20 protein-coding genes are annotated in these 21,014 nt (G+C 60.5%); 7 read left to right on the top strand and 13 right to left on the bottom strand.

The window, feature by feature from the left end; translation table 11 throughout:
• Positions 1-131: 131 nt before the first annotated feature.
• Positions 132-1,070, bottom strand: coding sequence for a bifunctional metallophosphatase/5'-nucleotidase (locus D3Y59_RS17675; protein WP_119446247.1), 939 nt, complete (start codon positions 1,068-1,070; stop codon positions 132-134).
• Positions 1,071-1,235: 165 nt separating this feature from the next.
• A complete protein-coding gene (locus tag D3Y59_RS17670) occupies positions 1,236-1,997 on the bottom strand; it encodes a 5'-nucleotidase C-terminal domain-containing protein (protein ID WP_240410424.1) in 762 nt (253 codons plus the stop codon).
• 200 nt (positions 1,998-2,197) lie between these two features.
• Here D3Y59_RS17670 and D3Y59_RS17665 point away from each other — a divergent pair, with 200 nt between their 5' ends.
• Positions 2,198-4,012, top strand: coding sequence for a methylmalonyl-CoA mutase family protein (locus D3Y59_RS17665; protein WP_119446246.1), 1,815 nt, complete (start codon positions 2,198-2,200; stop codon positions 4,010-4,012).
• A gap of 170 nt (positions 4,013-4,182) precedes the next feature.
• Complete coding sequence (gene scpA / locus D3Y59_RS17660) at positions 4,183-6,303, top strand: methylmalonyl-CoA mutase (RefSeq protein WP_119446245.1); 2,121 nt, start codon at positions 4,183-4,185, stop codon at positions 6,301-6,303.
• A 108-nt stretch (positions 6,304-6,411) separates the two neighbouring features.
• Here scpA and D3Y59_RS18415 read toward each other — a convergent pair whose 3' ends face one another.
• The 3 genes from D3Y59_RS18415 to D3Y59_RS17645 form a co-directional block, all read right to left on the bottom strand.
• Positions 6,412-6,969 (bottom strand): hypothetical protein, encoded by a 558-nt coding sequence (locus tag D3Y59_RS18415; protein ID WP_162910881.1) that lies wholly within the window; start codon positions 6,967-6,969, stop codon positions 6,412-6,414.
• On the bottom strand, positions 6,962-8,203 hold the full coding sequence (locus D3Y59_RS17650) for an AAA family ATPase (protein ID WP_162910880.1): 1,242 nt from the start codon (positions 8,201-8,203) through the stop codon (positions 6,962-6,964). The genes D3Y59_RS18415 and D3Y59_RS17650 overlap by 8 nt, the downstream gene beginning before the upstream one ends.
• A 195-nt stretch (positions 8,204-8,398) precedes the next feature.
• Positions 8,399-9,193, bottom strand: a complete 795-nt coding sequence (locus D3Y59_RS17645; protein ID WP_119446541.1) for an MBL fold metallo-hydrolase — start codon at positions 9,191-9,193, stop codon at positions 8,399-8,401.
• 141 nt (positions 9,194-9,334) lie between these two features.
• On the opposite strand from D3Y59_RS17645, the gene D3Y59_RS17640 reads away from it, so the two are divergent.
• The 4 genes from D3Y59_RS17640 (at position 9,335) to D3Y59_RS17625 (ending at position 11,923) form a co-directional block, all read left to right on the top strand.
• Positions 9,335-9,673 (top strand): winged helix-turn-helix transcriptional regulator, encoded by a 339-nt coding sequence (locus D3Y59_RS17640; RefSeq protein WP_119446242.1) that lies wholly within the window; start codon positions 9,335-9,337, stop codon positions 9,671-9,673.
• A gap of 109 nt (positions 9,674-9,782) precedes the next feature.
• On the top strand, positions 9,783-10,229 hold the full coding sequence (locus D3Y59_RS17635; RefSeq protein ID WP_119446241.1) for a hypothetical protein: 447 nt from the start codon (positions 9,783-9,785) through the stop codon (positions 10,227-10,229).
• Between the two features lie 150 nt (positions 10,230-10,379).
• Positions 10,380-11,366 carry a TolB-like translocation protein gene (locus D3Y59_RS17630; RefSeq protein ID WP_119446240.1) on the top strand — a complete coding sequence of 329 codons (987 nt, stop codon included), beginning with the start codon at positions 10,380-10,382 and terminating at the stop codon, positions 11,364-11,366.
• A gap of 161 nt (positions 11,367-11,527) precedes the next feature.
• Positions 11,528-11,923, top strand: a complete 396-nt coding sequence (locus tag D3Y59_RS17625) for a YybH family protein (RefSeq protein WP_119446239.1) — start codon at positions 11,528-11,530, stop codon at positions 11,921-11,923.
• Positions 11,924-11,927: 4 nt separating this feature from the next.
• On the opposite strand, the gene D3Y59_RS17620 is transcribed toward D3Y59_RS17625, so the two are convergent.
• The 6 genes from D3Y59_RS17620 to D3Y59_RS17595 all read right to left on the bottom strand — a co-directional run bounded on the left by D3Y59_RS17620 (position 11,928) and on the right by D3Y59_RS17595 (position 16,302).
• A complete protein-coding gene (locus D3Y59_RS17620; protein ID WP_119446238.1) occupies positions 11,928-12,350 on the bottom strand; it encodes a hypothetical protein in 423 nt (140 codons plus the stop codon).
• A 372-nt stretch (positions 12,351-12,722) separates the two neighbouring features.
• Positions 12,723-13,310: a GDP-mannose pyrophosphatase NudK gene (nudK, locus tag D3Y59_RS17615; protein ID WP_119446237.1), complete on the bottom strand. Its 588-nt coding sequence runs from the start codon at positions 13,308-13,310 to the stop codon at positions 12,723-12,725.
• 81 nt (positions 13,311-13,391) lie between these two features.
• Complete coding sequence (locus D3Y59_RS17610) at positions 13,392-13,913, bottom strand: hypothetical protein (protein WP_119446236.1); 522 nt, start codon at positions 13,911-13,913, stop codon at positions 13,392-13,394.
• On the bottom strand, positions 13,910-14,434 hold the full coding sequence (locus D3Y59_RS17605; RefSeq protein ID WP_119446235.1) for a hypothetical protein: 525 nt from the start codon (positions 14,432-14,434) through the stop codon (positions 13,910-13,912). The genes D3Y59_RS17610 and D3Y59_RS17605 overlap by 4 nt, the downstream gene beginning before the upstream one ends.
• Positions 14,435-14,461: 27 nt before the next feature.
• Positions 14,462-15,193 (bottom strand): hypothetical protein, encoded by a 732-nt coding sequence (locus D3Y59_RS17600; protein WP_119446234.1) that lies wholly within the window; start codon positions 15,191-15,193, stop codon positions 14,462-14,464.
• 68 nt (positions 15,194-15,261) lie between these two features.
• Positions 15,262-16,302: a prohibitin family protein gene (locus D3Y59_RS17595; protein ID WP_240410422.1), complete on the bottom strand. Its 1,041-nt coding sequence runs from the start codon at positions 16,300-16,302 to the stop codon at positions 15,262-15,264.
• A gap of 1,031 nt (positions 16,303-17,333) precedes the next feature.
• On the opposite strand from D3Y59_RS17595, the gene D3Y59_RS17590 reads away from it, so the two are divergent.
• Complete coding sequence (locus D3Y59_RS17590; RefSeq protein ID WP_119446233.1) at positions 17,334-18,974, top strand: T9SS type A sorting domain-containing protein; 1,641 nt, start codon at positions 17,334-17,336, stop codon at positions 18,972-18,974.
• A gap of 147 nt (positions 18,975-19,121) precedes the next feature.
• On the opposite strand, the gene D3Y59_RS17585 is transcribed toward D3Y59_RS17590, so the two are convergent.
• Positions 19,122-19,607, bottom strand: coding sequence for an ankyrin repeat domain-containing protein (locus tag D3Y59_RS17585; protein ID WP_119446539.1), 486 nt, complete (start codon positions 19,605-19,607; stop codon positions 19,122-19,124).
• 183 nt (positions 19,608-19,790) lie between these two features.
• Positions 19,791-20,933 (bottom strand): SDR family oxidoreductase, encoded by a 1,143-nt coding sequence (locus D3Y59_RS17580; protein WP_119446232.1) that lies wholly within the window; start codon positions 20,931-20,933, stop codon positions 19,791-19,793.
• Positions 20,934-21,014: the final 81 nt, after the last annotated feature.

The raw sequence follows: 21,014 nt of genomic DNA, 5'->3' as shown, positions 1-21,014 counted from the left end.
CAGTTAGGCGGCGCAATCGTTGTGCGGAGAGGTGGAGACTAAGTAGACCGAGAACCGGGCGCGCGGGCCCGGTTTCGGCGAAAGGGAGACAAAATTGTGGAAAAATCGGCAGGCTGCCAAACGCTTTCGCGCTAACCGAGGGCCGAGGCGCTGATACTCAACGCCCCAGCCGCTGCCACGCCCGCTGCGCGCGTTTTGCGGTCGAACACGTAATCGATACGCCCGAGCTTGATGCCTGCCCAACCCACTTGGTTGATGAGCGTGCGGTGGCCTTGCCCGCCCTCCACAACGGTGGGGGTATCGAGGAAAGTATGCGTGTGCCCCCCCAAAATCAGATCGATGCCCGGTACGGCCGCGGCCAGCTTGTGGTCGTCGACTTTGGCGCTTTCGTACTTGTAGCCGAGGTGCGAAAGGCAAATTACCAGGTCGCACTTTTCGTGGCCGCGCAGGTGCTGCACTTGCTCCTTGGCCACGGCAATCGGGTCGAGGTACTTGGTGTTGCCGTAGTTTCGGTCGCCTACCAGGCCGGCCAGCTCAATGCCCACGCCAAACACACCAATGCGCACGCCCTGCTTCTCGAATACTTTGTAAGGCTGAAAACGGCCTTTTAGCGCGGTTTGCGAGAAGTCGTAGTTGGCGTTGATGAACGGGAATTGCGCATTGGGCAGCTGCTTCTCCAGGCCCTGCAGGCCGTTGTCGAAGTCGTGGTTACCTAGGGTAGCGGCATCGTAGGCCATTTGGCTCATCAGCTTGTACTCCACCTCGCCACCGAAGAAGTTGAAGTAGGGCGTGCCCTGCCAAATGTCGCCGGCGTCGAGCAACAGCACATTGGGCTGCTCCTTGCGGATGCTGGCCACCAAGGCGGCCCGGCGGGCCATGCCGCCTTGGTCGGCAAACTGCGCGCTACCCGCCGGAAACGGGTCGATGCGCGAGTGCATGTCGTTGGTGTGCAGAATGGTGAGGCGCACCTGGCCGCCGGCTGCTTCGGCCGAGCTGATGAGGCCCGGACCCAGCAGACCTAGGCCTGCCACGCCCCATGCCGATGATTTAATAAAGTTGCGACGATTCATGTATTCAATGAGCAGTTAGCAATGAGCAATGAACAATTATTAATGAACAATGAGCAGTGCATGGTAAGGAGCTGACAATGATACCGGAGTGCCCACTGTTGCCCGCAACTCTTTTGGTCAGTACGCACTGCTAATTGATCATTGCTCATTGTTCATTGATCATTGTTAATTGATGAGCTTTACCCGGCCTTCTACCTTGGCCTCTACGGGTTTGCCGGCCTTGGTAAGCTGCCGAATGTGGTCGTTGATGGCTGAGCGCACCAGCACACCGGTGGTGCGGGGCTTAATTGGCCGGAAAAACGTGAGTTGGTCGCCGCCGCCGGCCAGGTAATCGGAAATGGCAATGGTGTAGGTGCGCGAGGCATCGAACGGCTTGCCGCCAATTTGGATGTCGGCGGGCTTGCCGTCGGGGGTGGCGGTGTAGGTAGCCCCGGCCAGCGCCATCTTCACACGGGCGGCGTAGTCGAACATCTGCTGCACCACGGGGCCGGGCGCATCCAGCACCACCAGCTCGTTTTCAAAGGGCATCAGCTCGAACACCGATCCCACCGTGATGTTGCCGGCGGGCAGCTCGGCGCGCAAGCCGCCGTTGGTCATCACGCCTAGGTCGATGGGCTGACCTAGGGCCGTGGCAGCCCGCTCGCGCAGGATATCGGCCGTGAAATTGGCCAGCGGCGACTCGCCGTTGTTTTTCCGGATGGCCGTGGGCGCGGTACCGATTACCTCGTCCATCTGCTCTTTTACTTTTTGGCGGTAAGGCGCCACAACGGCTTCTACCTTGGGGTCGGCGGCTTGGGCGGCCGTTACGGTAACGGCCGTGGTGGCCGGCAATTGGGCTTGGGGCTGGTAAGCAGCGCGCTGGCAAGCCGGCAGGGCTACCACAGCGGCCAACAACAATCCCAGGCTCCGATTCAGGAGTGCAGTCATAACAGCAAAGGTACAATAAGCAAGCCACGGCTACGGGCGCCACTCCAACGCCGGGCCGCCGTATTAGGTGCAATGCCGCGGCCGAAAGCGCAGCTTGGCAGGCATAGCCGATTGCCAGCCGCTTTTTTGCCACCAAACACGGTATCTTTCCGCCGCTAAAGCTGGCCCGCGTTGCCCACCGCTAGTTTCCCCTGCGTTTTATGTCCGATACGCCCCGTTCTGCGCCCATTACATTTACTGAGTTCGATTCGCTTAGCACCGAAGCCTGGCAGGAGCGCATCCGGCGCGACCTGAAAGGGGCCGACCCCGCCAAACTGCAGTGGCACACGCCCGAGGGCTTGGCAATCGAACCCTTTTACCACCGCGAAGCCCTGGCCGCCCTAGGTCAGCAACCCACGCCGCAGGTGCGCCACACGCCCAATGCGGCGCCCAACGCGTGGCGCAACGTGCCCACACTGCGCGTAACCGCCACCGACGACGGCCACGCCGTCGTCAACTTCGCGGCCAAAGCCCTGCAGAACGGTGCCGACGGCATCCACTTCGACCTGGATGCGCCCGATCGGTTCGACCTGGGATACCTCGCTGCCAACCTGCCGCTCGGCACGGCCTACCTAGGCTTCACGGTATCGCGCCAGCCCGAGGAGTTTACGGCCCGCCTGCTCGAGGCCGCGGGCGGGGCGCAGCTGCAAGGTTTTTTGCGGTACTCGCCCGGCGCCATTAGCCAACCCGACGACTACGCCGTGCTGGTGCACGCCTTGCGCCGCTGCGTGCAGCTTACGCGCCACTTGCCCAACTTCTTCACGCTGCCCCTCAACGGCAGCTTTTTCAGCAACCGCGGCGCCTCGGCCACGCAGGAGCTGGCGTGCATTCTGGGCCTGGCGGCGGTGTACTTCGAGAACTTCATTTCCGACGACCTCGACGTGGACGCCGCCACGGTGGCGTCGGCCATGCACGTGCACGTGAGCATTGGCCCGAGCTACTTTATGGAAATGGCCAAGCTGCGCGCCCTGCGCCGCTTGTGGGCCACGCTGCTGCACGCCTACGGTTTGCCCACCGAGGTAGCGTCGGCGCTGCGCATCCACGCGGCCACGTCGTCGTGGACGCAGACCACCCTCGACCCCTATACCAACATGCTGCGCGTTACCACCGAGGCCATGAGCGCGGTGCTGGGCGGCGCCGATTCTATTTCGGTAACGCCCTACGACAGCCTGTACGCCGAACCCAACGAGTTTTCGGCGCGCATTGCCCGCAACGTGCCCATTATTCTGCGCGAAGAGGCCCACCTCGACCGCGTAGCCGACCCCGCTGCTGGCTCGTACTTCATCGAAACGCTAACCGACCAGTTGGCGCAAGAGGCCTGGGCCATGTTCCAGGACATCGACGCCAAGGGCGGGTTCCTGATGAACCGCGGCCGCATCATGGAGGACATCCGCAAGCTGGCGCTGGAGAAGTTTCACGGCATTGCCACCGGCGAGCAGGTGATTGTGGGCACCAACCGCTTCCAGAACCCTACGGAGCAGTTCGACTTTGACCCGAAGAAACTGCTACGCAGCCGCCACTTTGATACCACGCGGGCTGCATACCCTTCGGAGGTGCTGCGCCTGGCCACGGCCATGCACTTTGTGCGCAAGGAGCTGCAGAAGAAGTCGGCCGCGGTGGTGCTGCTGGGGGCCGATACCATTCATTTCGTGCACGATTTGTACACCAACATGCTGCCGCCCGACGAGCGCCCCGCCGCCAACGATTTGCCGCCCGTGGGCACGCTGTCGGTGCTGTTCTCCTCGCCCGATGCAGCCACGCTGATGTACGCCCAGGAGCCGCAGTTCCGCGAGTTCGCGCAGTTCATCATGAAGCTCGACGAGGAAAACGCGCCCGAGCTGGAGCTGGAGCCGCCCTTGCTCCTCACTGCCGACCTGGCTACCATGCAGGACGCCGTGAAACACTTCGGCTTCAAGGAGTTTACCGTGCACGGCCACACCACCGAGGATGTGCTGGCGCGCCTGCAAGGTAGGTAGTAACCGTATTGTATCATTCTGAAGTCCTGTCATCCTATATCTAGCGTCCGCAAAGCGAAGGACCTTACCACGCGGGATAGTAATTTCTATCTGGCGAGAGAAGGTCCTTCGCTTTGCTCAGGATGACAGATCGAGCAAGCCGCCCCCAACGAGCAGAAGAGCATTTCCTTATGAAACCCGATTTCGCCCATATACCTTACAACGCAGCTCCGCTGCCTGCCAGCCCTACCTCCACCAAAACCTCTGCTACGCCGGAGGGCATCGAGCTGAAGGCGTTTTACACGGCCAACGACGTAGCCTCACTCGACCACCTAGGGTTTGGCGCGGGCCAAGCGCCGTACCTGCGCGGGCCGTACAGCACCATGTACGTGCAGAACCCCTGGACCATTCGGCAGTACGCGGGCTTCTCGACGGCCGAAGAATCGAACGCCTTTTACCGCCGCAACCTGGCGGGTGGGCAAAAGGGCTTGTCGGTAGCCTTTGACCTGGCTACGCACCGCGGCTACGACTCCGACCACCCGCGCGTGGTGGGCGACGTGGGCAAGGCCGGCGTGGCCATCGACTCGGTGGAGGACATGAAGGTACTCTTCGACCAGATTCCCCTGGATCAGATGTCGGTGTCGATGACCATGAATGGCGCTGTGCTGCCGGTTATGGCCTTCTACATTGTGGCCGCCGAGGAGCAGGGCGTAGCACCCGAGAAGCTGTCGGGTACCATTCAGAACGACATTCTGAAGGAGTTCATGGTGCGCAACACCTACATCTACCCGCCCGAGCCGTCGATGCGCATCATTGCCGACATCTTCGCCTACACCGCGCAGAAGATGCCGCGCTTCAACTCCATCAGCATCTCGGGCTACCACATGCAGGAAGCCGGCGCCACCGCCGACCTGGAGCTGGCCTACACCCTGGCCGACGGCGTGGAGTACGTGCGCGCCGGCCTGCGGGCGGGCATGACCATCGATCAGTTTGCGCCGCGCCTGTCCTTCTTCTGGGCTATCGGCATGAACCACTTCATGGAAATTGCCAAGATGCGCGCCGGCCGTTTGCTGTGGGCCAAGCTCATCAAGCAGTTTGGGGCCGAAAACCCGAAGTCGTTGGCTTTGCGCACGCACTGCCAAACCTCAGGCTACTCGCTCACCGAGCAAGACCCCTTCAACAACGTAACGCGCACCTGCGTGGAGGCGCTGGCCGCCGCCCTAGGTGGTACGCAAAGCCTGCACACCAATGCCCTCGACGAGGCCATTGCCCTGCCCACCGATTTCTCGGCTCGCATTGCGCGCAACACCCAGCTGTACCTGCAGCACGAAACCGACATCACGAAAGTGGTGGACCCCTGGGGCGGCTCGTACTACGTAGAAACGCTCACGCACGAGCTGGCCGACAAAGCCTGGGCCCTCATTCAGGAGGTTGAAGCCCTAGGTGGCATGGCCAAGGCCATTGAAACGGGCCTGCCCAAGCTGCGCATCGAGGAGGCTGCCGCCCGCAAGCAGGCGCGCATCGACTCTGGCAAGGAGGTGATTGTGGGCGTGAACAAGTACCGCGTGGAGGAGAAAACCGACATCGAGATTCTCGACATCGACAACGCCGCCGTGCGCGACTCGCAGATTGCCCGCCTCAACCGCATTCGCTCGGAGCGCGACTCGGCCGCCGTGCTGCGCGCCCTCGATGCCCTGACCGATGCCGCGCGCTCGGGCCAGCAGAACTTGTTGGAGTTGGCCGTGGAGGCCGCCCGCCTGCGCGCTACCCTAGGTGAAATTTCCGACGCGCTCGAGAAGGTGTACGGCCGCCACCAGGCCGCCATCCGCACCGTGTCGGGTGTGTACTCTGCCGAAATGGACTACGACCAGGAATTTGCCAAGGCCCGCCAGCTGGCCGACGAGTTCAGCCAGAAAGAAGGCCGCCGCCCCCGCATGATGGTGGCCAAAATGGGCCAGGACGGCCACGACCGCGGCGCCAAGGTAATTGCCACTTCCTTCGCCGACGTAGGCTTCGACGTGGACATTGCCCCCTTGTTCCAGACGCCCGAGGAGGTAGCCCGCCAGGCCGCCGAAAACGATGTGCACGTGGTAGGCGTGTCGTCGCTGGCCGCCGGCCACAAAACCCTCGTGCCGCAGCTCATCGGGGAGCTGGCCAAGCTCGGCCGCGAAGACATACTTGTTATTGCCGGTGGTGTTATCCCCTCGCAGGATTACCAGTTCCTCTACGACGCTGGCGTGACGGGCATTTATGGACCCGGTACTGTCATTGCTGTGGCGGCACAGCAGATTTTGGAGAAGCTGGGGGAGTAGAGTAAAACTTCATAAAGAGAAAACAACACCGCCGGGCCTATTTAGCCCGGCGGTGTTGTTTTTAAGATCGGAATGTTCAAGCTGCATACAATAAGAAACCGATTAAAATTAGAATATCACGCTATCCTTTGCATCAAAATCAATAGCTGATCTAATGTTACTATCAAGATATTCTGCCAAATACACCAACGTTGTGGTAGGGGCCGGATATAAAGGGCCGTAACCCACAAATGCATAAGCTCTAACTCTATGCTCGTTAGTAAGGAGGCCTTCCTCTTCAAAAAGCTGAATCGTCTGTAGCAACTGTTCTGCGGCCTCTTCTAACCTAGTTTGTTGATTGCGGTCATCTTCATGTTCCCGCCCTTCTGCGCGAAGTTTGAATTCAACAAAACAAACATCACGCTCCTCGAAGAACACACAATCACAGCGCTTACGAATTTGTTTATTGCGACCAATTAGACATTTATCTATAGCCACTAAATGAATATTCCTTTCACCTGAATTATAAACCGTGAAGTGTCTTTCTGGATCAAAGTCCTCATCAGGAACTCGGCAAACCCAACCTTCTCCAGGCGGATCAGCATAATAAGAAACCGGCTCAGGATATATATTAATACAGCCTTTTTGTCGACAATGAGTAAACCTATTTTCAATAATTTCACGCATTGTCCCGCTGCTTTTTAAGACGCAATAATTTTCTAAACGCATCTGAAATACTACCAGAGACATCATCCAGATGATTTCCACCTATCAAATTTGTACGATCGTCTTTAATAGACACGACTTCTTTATCAACATAATAAGCCGCAAAGTTATCCGGATTAATCCACGAAGCACGTGGAACAATTTTATCTATTTCCATCTCGAGTTCAGGACGCTGTTGCCAAACCTTATAAGCTTCCATAAGCAAATTACAGCTTGCCAATATGTATGGACTATGAGTTGTGATGGTTAGGTCATTATTACCTAAACAGCATTTTTGCACCAGCCATTTTATAAAATCGTGTTGCGCTACCGGATACAAGTTCAACTCTGGTTCTTCAACAATAAAACTCTGTACTTCTTCAACATTGCGACTGAGATATTCAATCAAAACTAACAACGGTGCTGTGGCTTGAATTCCACTAGCAGTTTCGTGTAAACTTAACTTTTTTTCACTCCCTTTAATTTCTATCAGATCCTCTCCGTCTTTATGAATATAATTAACATTAAACATCGGCAACTCTAACTTACCTATAGACGACCTAAACTGAGAAAAGTTATTAACAAAAGCCAGCAAAGATTGAGGAAGACCAATATCATCACGCATTAAACCTGCCCACGAGTTGTTTAGAGCCGATACAAACATTCTCTCAGAAGGTATATAGGCAGGATGAGTATACAAGAACATTTTCGAAAATATGATCTTCATCATTTCCCGACTTGTATCTTGTATTACTTGCTCTACTATAGGATATATATTATTCATTATATCGTCCACTCCACTATTATCTAGGCCTGCTTGTTTAGCAGCGCTATGAATAGAATCAACTAGGCTTGGCACTCGTTCTTTTGAACGTTCATTAAATGCCTTTGTAGTCAACTTTGTATAACTATTTATTATTTGCCTTGTAACTTTGTCATATGTGACTGAATTGCGCTTTAACTTCAATCCATACCTATCTCTATTAAACTTAATCTCACTATTCTTTTCAAAATAACTTTCAATTCCGTAAAACTGAAGTAAATCTAGCGGCCCGTATTCTGAAATATAAAAATCCACATCGCGAAATATGGATACTAGCTTAGCTAAAGTACTCTTACCACCGCCAGTAGGGCCAATAAACACTGTGACTTTTTTGAAATTCACAGCAGCCTCCTTAATCGGACCAAAATTTTTGATTATCAGTTGTTCATTCATAATTGCAGGGCGTTGACAGCGGCTAAAGTTAGATAAAATACTAAATACCGTTTTTCGAATACAAATCATCTATCCCTTTCTAGCGGGAGCTTGTCGCTGGTGCTGATCTTCGCGCGAGGCTGTGCCCCGTAATAGACCCGCCTCCTTATAGATACCGGCCTCGCTATGACAGCGGGCCGGTTTCATTTCTTCCCTCTAGTGTTTCAACTGTTTCTCTATCTGTCGCGACGTGAGAGGCAGTAACTCGCCATCAGCCGGCACGTGAACTTGCGAACCTATGCCCTGTTGCTCTAGGTAAGCCTTGGTTATAGCGCGGTCTTCGGTGCTGTGGTTGACGGTTTCTAAATGCACGGCGTACACGGTGGCTTGCGAGGCGTAGCGGGCTACTTGCGCTACTTCGGCGGCCGTCATCACGATCGGGTCGCCTTTCAGGAACTGGGCGCCGCCGGCGTTCAGCACGATGTAGTTGGGGCGGTACTGGTCGAGGGCTTGGGTTACTTCATCGCACCAAATGGTGTCGCCGGCAATGTAGAGGCGCTGCTGCTCGGCCTCTACCACAAAGCCCGATACAGTGCCCATCATCTGGCCTATTTCGCCGGTGCCGTGCTGGCCGCCCGTGCGGTAGATGCGGATGCCTTCCCAATCGAGCTGCGCCTCCACGGGCAGTACTTCCGTGAAGCCTTGCCCGCGCAGGGTTTCGGTATCGGCAGGCTGGCACAAAATGGGTAGGTGCTTGGCGAGCAGCTCTTGGGCTACGCTGTCCCAATGGTCGCGGTGGGTGTGGGTGAGCAGCACGGCATCAACGGAGGCCAGCAGCTGGGGCAGCTCGTCGGCGGGGAATGGCAGATCGACCAGCGGAATGCGCACCTGGTTGGCCGACATGGGCACGGGCTCGTCGTGGCCGCGCGGGGCCAGCATAGGGTCAACGAGCAGGGTTTTGCCGGCTACTTTCAGCAGCAGCGTGGCGTGGCGAATGAGTTGAACTTGCATAAGGGTAAGCAGGTTGAGTACTATCTTGGGTCGGCGTGGCAGCCGCTGCCAGCCTTGGTTAAACAAAGGTTGCGCCCCTGCCCTACCGCCTCAAGAAGTTTACCTGCTGGTTACCCAGTTACCTTTTGGTTTACCCCGCGTATGCGCCATACCTACCGCGATGTTGAGCAGTGCGCTACCAAAGTGGCCCTCAACCTGATTTCGGGCAAATGGAAGCCGATTATCTTCTTCCACTTGTCGGCGGGGGCGATGCGCTTTACGGAGCTGTGGCGCGCTATTCCGCGGGTATCGAAGAAAGTGCTGTTGGAGCAACTGCGCCAGCTCGAAAACGGCGGTTTGGTGGAGCGCACGGTGCACAACGGCTTTCCGCCGGAGGTTACTTACGAGCTCAGTCCCAAAGGCGCCGAGCTAGCCCCCATTCTGCACCGCCTCGACCAATGGGCCATGAAGCACATTGAGGGCGTGGTACAGATTTCTTAGGGGCACGGTGGCCAAGGCGACTTGGGCTGGCCTAGGTTTCGGCAACTGGGGCCGTTGAGTCGGCGCGCGGTAGCTTTGCGCCCGAATCAACGGCTTACCTCACTCCGCCATGCGCATCTCCGAACTTGAACAGCAGGACTCTGACATCGACTGGTTTGCCGTGGACAACGAGGGCTACGTGGTGCACGTGGCCTCGGGCGGTGGGGTGCTGCCCGGGTCGGTAGCCGCGTCGGAGGAAGATTTGCTGCAGTTGCACCAGTACTTTCTGGCGCTGCCCGAAACCGAAGCCGCCGCGCTGGTGCAAGCCGAAGCCCACGCCGCCCGGAGTGGGCGCAACGCCGAAGGCTTTGTGCGCTACGCCCGCCGCGGCCTGTACTCCTTCGACAAAACCAACCTGCACGCGCACCGCGACACGCACTACCACTTGGTGGCCCGGCCGGCGCAGCCGCTTACCCTTGCTGAGTTGCCGGGCGCCGTTGCCGCCCTGCTGCTGCGCACGCAACTACCCGTGGCGGTGCCGCAGCTTGCCCAACTCGATATTGCCGGTGTGGCTTAGCCTGTTCGGCCGGGCAGCACCTAGGCGTTGGTAGCAAAAGCAGCCCCGGTACGCAGCAACTGCCGTGCTCACATCATCATGTGGGCGCGTTGCTGCAACCGCCCTTAGCCTTGGCAGTCAGTAGCGCACATGCTTTTGGGCTACTGATTTATGCGTCGATTTGCTTTTGAACACCTCATGGCTTGGCCCGCTGTTTTTGGCCTGCTGGGCGCCGTTGGGCTGAGCTGCACCCGCCCGGCAACCACCTCGCTAAAGCTGCCGCCTGTGCTCGATTTGGGCAACCTAGCCGCGGCGCCGGCCGAGCTGGTTGGGCCGGGCACGCTCTCCACCGAGGCCAACGAGTACAACCCCAGCCTCGCGCCCGATGGCCGCACGCTGGTGTTTGCTCGCAGCAAGCCCGATTTTCAGGAGGCGCACATTTTCATCAGCCGCCTGGAGCGCGGGCAGTGGCAGGCGCCGCAGCCGGTGCCGTTTGCCGATGCGCGCTACGCCGACTCCGACCCCACTTTCAGCCCCGACGGCCGCACGCTGTACTTCGCCTCCGACCGCCCCGCGCCCAGCCGCGACTCGACCCGCCGCGACCTGGATTTGTGGCAGGTAAGCTGGGATGGCCGCACCTGGGGCCAGCCCCAACACCTAGGGTCCGATATCAACGGCAAGGGCATGGAGCTGGGGCCCTCCTTCCACGAGGGCTACCTGTATTTTAGCTCGGCGCGGCGCAGCGGCCACGGCGGCCTCGATGGGTACCGCTCGCGCCTAGCGCAAGGCCGCTTTGGAGCGCCCGAAAACCTCGGGCCCGAGCTCAACACCAAAGCCTCGGAAAGCGACCTGGAAATAACCCCCGACGGCCGCTGGCTGCTGTTTTGGAGCGACCGTAGCACTGGCCTGGGCGCCGGCGACTTATACGCCGCCCCCCGCACCGCAACGGGCTGGGGCACGCCGGTGCACCTGCCCGGCAGCTGCAACTCCCCGCAATTCGAGCTTACGCCTACCCTTTCGGCCGATGGGCAATGGCTGTATTTCGGCAGTATGCGCTCTGTGTCCGAAGCCGCCCCCAACGGGATACTGAACGGCCAAAGCAACCTGTACCGCGTGCGGCTGCGTCCGGGCAAGGCCCCGGCCAGCGCGGCCCGCTAAGCCCGGGCCGCCCTAGGTGCCGCCCGCAGCCGCAGCCCGCGGCACCTAGGGCGGCCGGCACTTTACCGGTTTGTGGCCGAAGAGGTACGAAGTATCGGCCGAATGCTATACCTTATCCTGCCAGGTAAGTATTTGTCGATCATCACCTAACCCTGTAGCCCATGGATGCGCTGTCGGTAACGATTATGGATGAAATACAGCAGGCCAACCACGCTTTCGAGCGCACCTTTGCGCGCGCCGATGCGGCTGGGTTGGCACGACTTTACTCGGAGGGCGGCACGGTGCTGCCCTCGGGCCACGAGCCGGTATCGGGCCATCAAAACATTGCCGCGTACTGGCACTCGGCCATGCAAAGCGGTATTCGGGAGGCGGCATTGCATCCGGTGGAAGTGGAACAGCTCGACGACGAAACGGCCATTGAAATGGGTACCTACAGGCTGTTCGGCGAGGCGCGCCAGCTCGTCGACCGCGGCAAGTACCTGGCCGTATGGAAGCACGAAGGCAACGAGTGGAAGCTGCACCGCGACATCTGGAACAGCAGCCTGCCCACGGCTTAGGCGGCTACCCGAGCTGCCGCAGCCACTGCACGGCCTCGGCCTCGGTGGCGCAGTGCTGGTAGGCCACAAACTTTTTCTGCGACTCCGACAGCACGCTTTGGCTCGCTAAGCGGGCAAATACATCGAGCGGTAGAATGACAGCAGCGTAGCGGTACGGGCCTTCGCCCACGGCCCGGGGCAGCCAATCTTGCATTACCCAGGCCGTTTCTTCGGGCGTAAAGGGCGTCATCAATTGCTGATCGGCCAACAGCTTGCTCCAGTTGCGCAGGCGCAGCAGGCGGTCGAGGTGGTTGAGCACGGCCTTGAAATCGTTGAGGTGCCGCGGGCCTTTGTGCCAGCTAAGCACCGCAAAACCCTCGGGGTGCTCGGCTACGCTTCCGGAGGCATTTTCGAAGTACACGCGGGAATAGGCGAGGACATTGGGCATGCAGCAAACGTGTAATAAGGCAAATAAACCAGATGCCTGGGCGCGTGAGCATTACTCTGCCCAAGCAACCCAGACCAGCAAATTCAATCTCATCTCAGCATCCTTGGCGGTGCCCAAGCCGCCCGCCAGGCACTAGGTAACCCACGCTGCGAGGCGCCCGCGTGTAGCGCTGAGTGGCACTCGGCGTGGCGGCCAACGGCCGCCGTGCGGTACTGCGCGGATTTACGCCATACGGCGCGGCCCCGGATTGGCGCCCGCGGCGCCAGCGCCGAGTGCCACTCAGCGCTACTTTGGGCTCTCAGCAACGTGGGGCAACTAACAGCGCGGGTTTGGCCTAAACGGGGCACATGGGCGCGGTTTGCCTAAAGGCACCTAGGGCTGCACCAAGCCGTGCAACTGGGCGTACTGCAGCAGCATAATGGTTTTGGCGTCTTTGATTTCGCCGGCGTGCATCAGGCGCAGGGCTTCGGCAAAGGGCAACTCCAGTACCTCTATGTTTTCTTGCTCGTGCACCACGCCGCCACCGGCGTGCATGCGGTGGTCGTCGAGGTACTCGGCCACGAAGAAGTACACGATTTCGGTAACCGAGCCCGGCGACATGTACGCCTCGAACACCTTTTGCACGTGGTGCACGCGGTAGCCGGTTTCTTCTTCGGCTTCGCGCCGCACGCAGTCCTCGGGGTGGTCGTCGTCGAGCAGGCCGGCCGGTGCCTCAATGAGCATGCCCGTGGGGTTGCCGTTGAGGTAGGTGGGCAGCCGGAACTGCCGCGTAAGCACCACCGTGTGCCGCTCGGGGTGGTAAAGCAGGATTACGGCGCCGTTGCCGCGGTCGTACACCTCGCGGCTTTGGTGGCACCATTCGCCATCGGCCTGCTGCAGTGCAAACGTGTACTTGTGCAGCGTGTACCAGTCGTCGGAGAGTAACTCGGTTTGCTGGATGCGAACCTCGGGCTTGAACATGAGGGCTGGGGCGTTGGTCGGGCAAAGCTACGCCGGCTGGGCCAAAGCGCGGCCGCAGCCGGCTTGCGGCGGGCCGGCCACCTAGGGCCGGGCCCGCCGCGAGCCGTACGGGGCAATGCTGTGCACCACCTGGGTTAGCAGGGCATCGTGGGTGGCAAAGGCCTCGGGCGTAGCGTACACGTACACGAGCAGCACGTGGCCGCGGTGGTGGCCGGCCAGGGCATCGTAGCGCAAGGCGCGCCCGTGCAGCTGCCCCGAGCCCGTGGTTTCGACGAACTCGATGCCGTTGTACACGGTGCGGTAACGCTTGTTGCCCTGCACCCCAAATTGGCGCAGCAGCCCGTCGAGGGCCTCGTGCGGCGATTGGCGTTGGGCGCCGTTGCGCAGCTTGGCCACCACCAGCAAAATCTGCCCCGAGGGGTCGAGGTGGGTAACCACGGCGGCGCTGTCGTGGGCTTCCATTTGCACGCGCCACGCGCTGGGCACTTGGTACTGCACGTGGTAATCGGGGTTGCGCACCCACTCCAGGGCCGGGGCCGTTTGGGCGCGGGCCGCTGCCGTGGTCAGTAAGCAGCTCAGGCAAAACAGTAGCAGGGTTTTCATGGCAAAACGGGCAAGGGTTGGAGGGTACAGGCAAGCAACAGCTGGCGCAACGGCGACTCGGCCGCGCCCCAGGGCGTGGTGGCCAGGTACAGGTGCACTACGGCGGGCTCGGGGCCGGGCGGCTGGTACAGCACGGCCTCGTAGTGGGCCGTGCGGCCGCGGTATCGCCCCTGCCCGCTGAGGTGCGTGGCGCCGGGGCCGCTAACTGCCACACGCGGCGCCCCGGCCGGCACCAGGCCGGCGTAGCGCAGCAGGCGGTGCACGGCGGCCTCGGGGCGGGGCGTGGGCTGCAGCCATTGGCCGGCCAGCAGCAGCTCGGCCTGCTGCGGGTGGCGGTAGGCCACCAGGCGGGCGGTGTCGGGCAGGGCATGGTGCAGCTCGGCCCAGCCCGCCGGCGCCCGAAACTTAACCTGCCGCGTGCGCACGGGCACGGGGTCGGTGGCAGCGGCGGAGGGCGCCGGGCTGGGCGCGGCGGCCCCCGGTTGGGCCGCCGCGCCCAGCAGCAAGAGCAAAGGTTTCATGGGGCATGGGGCTGAAAAAGGGCGGGGTTAATGGTCGTCGCCAAAGGGTTCGTCGTAGCCGAGCAGGTTCAGCTCGAACACAACGCCGGCGCGGTTGCCGCTGCCGGGGTTGGGCAGCAGCGCGCCGGCGCACAGCTGCAGGCGCTGGGTAGCCAAAAAATTAACGCCCAGCACCGACACGGCCGCCGCGTGGCGGCCCGAAACAAAGTCGCCCATCACGAGCAGGCGCCGGTGCACGGGTACCTCGAAACCAGCCAACACACCCACGCGGTTGCCGGGGCCCACGCTGCCCACGTCGGTGAGGTAGGGCCCGGCCACCAGCTTCCAGTGGCGGCGCGGCTCGTACACCCACGTGTTGTAGCTGAAGTGCGTAAGCTGGCGCCGCGGCCGAAACCGCACCGGGTTGAGGCCCACTTGCGTGCCGATGCTGGTTTTGAGGTGCTCGGTGAGGTAAAAGAACTTTTGCCCGGTAAGCTGCAGCAAGGGCTTAAGCGGGTAGTTCGGGTCGCGGCCGTCGCGCAGGGTAAGCGGGGCGTTGCGCCGGGCCAGGTTAAACTTGATGTTCACCGCGTTCAGGCCCACCTCAAAGCCGCTGCCCAAGCCGTACACAAAGTGGTTTTTCGACTCGAAGGTGTGGAGGTCGTACACATTGGTTTGGTGCTGAAAAAACACCTTGCCGCGCGGCGTCAGGTCGCCGGCCGGAATGTTGAATAGGTTCTGCTGGGCCTGCGCCCCCAGCACCGGGAGCAGCAGGCCCAACAGGCAGGCGGCCAGCCTACGCGCTGGGCGGCCTAATAGGGTAGCGGCGGTCAAATTGCGGGTCGTCACTACTGTGCAAGGGTGTTAATCACGGGCAGGTCGTTGCCCGAAATGATGGTTTTGGCGTTCTGCGACTTCGACAGTTCGCGAAATGCCTCGATGCCTTTGTAGCGCAGCACTTCCTTGGTAAGGCCCTGGTTGATGAGGCGGTTGGTGGTGCGCACGGCTTCGGCCTCGATGCGCATGGCATCGGCCTGGCCCTGCGCCCGGATGATGGCCGCCTGCCGCTCGCCCTCGGCCCGCACAATGGCAATGCGCTGCTGCCCCTCGGCTTCAATCACGCGGCGCTCGGCGTCCTTGGTTTCGCGTTGCTTCAGGAAATCCATGCGCTGGGCGTCTTGCTCGGCTTCCAGCTTATCTTCAATGGCTTTGGCCAGGCCGCCGGGCAGCGTAATGTTTTTCAGCAGCACGTTTTCAATTACAAAGCCGCGTTTTTCGAGCGTGGCGCTCATTTGCTCCCGAATGGCCCGCTCGATGGTAGCCCGCTCGGCGCTGTGCATGTCCTTGGCGTAGTAGCGGGCGCACACGTCGGCCGCCGCCGAGCGAAACACCGGCAGCAAGAGCACATCGGCGTACTGCAGGCCTACGTTTTCGAGCATGTTGGGCACCTCGGCACCCTGCACGCGGTACAGAATGGAAATTTCGGAGCCCACCGTGAGGCCTTCCTTTGAGGGCAGATTCGAGCGGATTTCGAGGTTTTGGGTGGTGGTGGGCACCTTAATGATGGTGCTGATAAACGGGTTGAACACCTTGGGGCCTGCGTACACCACTTGCTCGTCGACTTTGCCTAGGCGGCGGCGTACGCCCACTTCGCCCTGCCGCACCACGGTGCAGCTGCTCAGCAACGTGGCCAGCAGCGGCAACATCAGCAGCAGGCGGCCCGCCAGAAAGGCCGGCCCGCCCGGGCGGCGGAGCCGCGTGCGCAGCCCCACCACGCGGCGCTGCAGCAAGTGGTGGCGAGTGGCTTGGGCGCTACGAGGCAGCAACGGGTTGGCAGCCTGCAGGCGTTGGCGCGTGAGCATCGAACGAAGCAACAACAAGATTTTCATGACTGTGGAAAGGGTTGAGGTGAACGAATAAGCTGCGCGGTCCGCCCCGCGCCGGGCACTCGTTGGCTGCAAGGTTTGGGCTGGGGATTGTTACATCATGAAAGCAGTTGTGTTGTGTATGATAGCTTTACTATCACAAACGATAGTACGCGTCCTTTGTTTGTGATTCAGTAAAAATTTTTTCTGGCAAGTGGTGGAGTGGTTATTTAACCCCTAGGTGCACCTAGGCTGCAAGGCACAGGCAGAGCCTCATGCAAACGGCTGCATTCGCATTAATTGTCAGCATGTTATGCTTAAAAGGTGTGCTTTGGCAAAGCAAGCGAAACTCTGCACCACGCCGACTCCCAAGCGCAACGGCCGCCCCAACCACCTAGGAAACAGGAGCTGTTGTTGCTTAACGCCCGTAGCAAACCAGCCAGCAATGCATGCGGCTGCGCTACCCAGAATACCACCTGGGCATGGTGCGGGGGTAGTAAAGGCATGTTTGCGAAGGCAGCATCAGCGGCTCGGCCTTCCGCTCGCAAAAGCGCTACCTGAGGTAAGCCCCACAGCCAGAAAATTCAGCGCAGTATGCTACTCAGTTCGCATTGCTGGTTGCCGGTGGCGCTAGTTGCCCAATGCTGGCTGTTGAAGCAAGTTGCTTTATACACGCACCAGCTCATGAATACTTAAAATCCTGCATATAACCGATTAAACTACTTATTTACAGAATATTAAGCCACCCAATTATAAATCTATTACGCAACAATGAAACTTAGCGCGGTACAGCGTTTCAATTTTTTCTTGCATTGATGCCAACTGCTGTTAGCTTTAGTATGCGAATTGTGTTACTAGCTGCTCTATACGGTGTGCGCAGCGGTTAGTGGGCAGCGGGCTATTGAAGCCGAGGCTGCATTGGTTGGCTGAGTGTGTTTCAATTAATACGGAGCCGCATTTCTAGGGCTCGTTTCCGTGCGGGTACAGGGGAGCTAAGTTGCCCGCACCGCAGGCTTTGCGCCATCCATTTTTCATCTCGTTATCCTATTTCAAGTATGAAACAACTGCTACTCGCCTTGTGCTTATTGGTTGGGGTTGGAGCTCAGGCCCAACCCAACGGCAACCTGCAATGGGTGCAAGCCTTTTCCGACATAAACGCCGTGATGGACGTGGCGACCGACGTTAACGGCGACGTGTACCTAACCGGCCGCGTGAGCGGCACGCTGCGCCTCGGCAGCACCCAGCTTACCGCGCCGGGCGGGCTAAGCCTGTACGTGGCCAAGTGCCGACCTTCGGGCGAGGTGGTGTGGGCCACGCAGCTGCCCAGCAGCGCCCTTGCCCTAGGTTACCGCGTGCAAGTCGATGCCCGGGGCAACAGCTACGTGGCCGGTAGTTTTCAGGGCACGCTCAGCTACGGCCGCAACCAGCAAATTACCTCGCAAACACCTGCAAGCGGCGAGGCAGGTTTTTTATTGAAATGCAACGCTGCAGGGCAGGTGCAATGGGTGCAGCAAATCAGTGCTTCGGGTACGGAGCTGTACAGCACTTGCTCGGCCTGGGCCGTGGCCCTCGACGTGATGGGCAACGCTTACCTCACGGGCACTGCCAGCGGCAGCCAAGTGCACATTGGCAATTTTACGTTTGCCAACCGCCAGCGCCAAACCTACCTGGCCAGCTACACGCCCCAGGGCACTGTGCGCTGGGCGCACATGTGGCAGAGCGCGGCCGACTTTGGCGGTAACGTAGGCCGGGCCATAGCGCTTGACAACTTTGGTAACTGTTACGTGAGCGGTAACCACATCGGCGGCATGCAGCTAGCCGGGCAAAGCATTCCGGCCAACAATAGCCAATCGTTGTTTTTGGCCAAATTTGATACCCGCCGCGGCCAGTTGCAATGGTTGCAGGCGCCGGCCGCCTTCGGCGACGGCAACAGCCTGGCCGCCGACCGCCAAGGCAACGTGTACCTAACGGGCTGGTTTTCGGGAAGCCGCACTTTCGGCAACAAAACCGCCACCAGCCACGGCGGCACCGATGTGGCCGTGGTGCGCTACAACCGCGACGGGCGCGTGGCTTGGGCCACCGCCCTAGGTGGCCCCTCCGACGACTACGACGGCGACCTGGCCGTGAGCCCGCGCACGGGCAAAGTATTTGTATCGGGTATCCTGAACCTGTCGTCGGAAGGCACCAACCAGGCGTTTTGGGTGCAGCTGCAACCCAGCGGCCAACCCATGCGCCCGGTGCTGGTGGGCGGCCCCGGCACCAGCTCGACTGGTATGCTCGCCCTCGATGCCCGCGAGAATGTGTACATGACGGGCGTGTTCACGGGCACGTGCCAGTTCGGCAACACCACGCTCCAGAGCACCTTTACCAGCGGTTACTTGGCCCGCTACGGCCACCACGACGACCGCAGCACGCCGCCCGTTGCCGAAACTCCTGCGGCGCCCATCAGGGCGTGCAGCGTGTACCCCAACCCCACTCGCGAGCAGTTTACGTTGCGCCTCGAGGGCCACACCGGCCCGGCCGCACGCGCTGTGCTGCTGAACCTGGTGGGCCGGCAGGTGGCCGAGCAAACATTGCTGCCGGCCGGGGCAATTACCGAAACCACCTTCAGCACGGCGCAACTGCCGGTGGGCATGTATATCCTGCGCGTGGAGCACGGCCGGCAGGTGCTTACCCATGCCGTTTCGGTGCAATAAATCACTGCCCAAGGCTTACACCGTGCGGCATTGCCTATTTGGCGCAAAACTGCGCAGGCGCACCTAGGGCCAGCCCCCGGCACCCACCCTGCAGGGTGGGTGCCGGGGGCTGGTTTGCTACCGGCAGCGGCGGGCACCTAGAGGCGCCTACTCGGGCAGCAGTTGCAGGGCTTGCTCGTTGCCTTGCTGCACGGCTAAGTCGCGGGCCGAAAGGCCGCGCACGTCGCGGATGTGGGTGTCGGCACCGGCTTCCAGCAGCACCGGCACGATGTTGTGCCGGCCAAACAAAGTGGCAAACATCAGGGCCGTACCGCCGTTGCCGTTTTGCTGGTTTAGGTCGGCGCCGTTGGCAATTAGCAAGTGGGCAATTTCGGGGTAGCCCTTAAACGACACGCCCATGAGGGCGGTGTTGCCGCTTACATCCTGCACGTTGGGGTTGGCGCCGGCCTCGAGCAGTACTTGGGTGGCCTCGAGGTGGCCGTCGTACGAGGCTACAATCAGCGGCGTGAAACCCTTGCCGTTTTGCAGGTTGACATCGAGGCCGGTGGCCAACAGCTCCCGAATTTGGGCTACGTCGCCGCGGCGGGCAGCATCGATAAGAAGGTCTTCGGGTTGGGCAGAGGTAAAGGACATAGCGGCAGGTGTGGGTTGAACGGAGTAGCCCACCATACGGCGCCCGCGGCAGAATGATGCTGGCCTGCGCGCCGGAACTGTTGCTTTAGCAGGTGCGGCCCGGCTGTGGCAGCGCACAAATTGGTGGCACGCGTTCAGCTCAACACATGTTCCAGCGCATCCGCCCTCGGCAACACCTACCCGTTATATGCCTCCGCCGGCTTGGTTAGTTGTGCCCACTGTGCTTGGCCCTGGGCTTTGGGCTGCCGGCACGGGTGGGTGATTAAAGAGGCTAGGCGCTAGGCCGGCGCGGGCAGTGGTTGGGGTTGTTGCTGCGGTGCTTTTGCTGCGCTTGCCACCCAGCAGCGCCACCGTGGCGGCGCCTACCAATGCCATAAGGGCACCCGCAGCCCAGGGGTGCATGGTGGCGCGGGTGTACAGGCTGGTTTTCATTACGTAGCCGGGGTGGTCGCCGCGCACGGGGCCGCCGTGGCTGGGCTGGTGCAACGAGCCTTGCGGCTTGCGCGGCCGCTCGTTGCGTTTTTGCTGCTCCACCATCAGGGTTTCGCTGAGGCGGTCCATGGCGCGGGGCAGGTGCTTGTTGAGGGTGCTCATCAGCTTGCCTCCGCCGCCCACGTAAATGTCGCGCTCGGAGTGCGTAGCGGCGTGCAAAATGGCGGCGGCCACTTCTTCGGGCTCGTACACGGGCGGGGGCAGCTTGGGCTCTTTCTCCATGTAGTTGCGGGCGTGCTGCGGAAACGGCGTGTTGATGGCCGCTGGCTTGATAAGCGTTACCGACACGGGGGCGCCTACTTCTTCCAGCTCCATGCGCAGGGCATCGGTAAAACCCTTGATGGCGTGCTTGCTGGCGCAGTACATGCCTTGCAGCGGTATGGCTACATCGGAGGCCACGCTGCCCACGTTGATGAGCGCCCCGCCGTGCCGCCGCAGGTACTTGACGGCCTCGAGCGAACCGTTGCTGACGCCCCAAAAGTTGGTTTCGAACAGGCGGCGGTGGTCGTAGTCGCTCACTTCGTCGAGGCGGCCCCAGATAGAAATGCCCGCGTCGTTCACCCACGTATCGAAGCCGCCGAAGTAGTCGATGGCGCGGTCGGCCAGCCGGCAAATATCGCCGCGGTTGGCTACGTCGGTCGGCACCACCAGCGCCTGGCCGCCTTTGCTGGTAATTTCTTGCTCCACTTTGCGCAACTCGTCCTCGCTGCGGGCGGCTAGCACCACTTTGGCGCCTTTGGCGGCGGCCTGCAAGGCCGTAGCGCGGCCAATGCCGCTGCTGGCGCCGGTAATCACAATGGTTTGCTGATCGAGCGGTTTAAGCTTAACGTTCATCGGGAAGGATCGTTTGCCGTGGATACGCGCCCTGCCTAGGCTGCCCCTGCCCTGCCGGGCTGCTGGCACCTAGGGCCAATG

The sequence above is a fragment of the Hymenobacter oligotrophus genome (assembly GCF_003574965.1).
Lineage (GTDB): Bacteria > Bacteroidota > Bacteroidia > Cytophagales > Hymenobacteraceae > Solirubrum > Solirubrum oligotrophum.
Note: the sequence above shows the minus strand (reverse complement) of the source record. Positions and strands in the feature narration are given on the sequence as shown.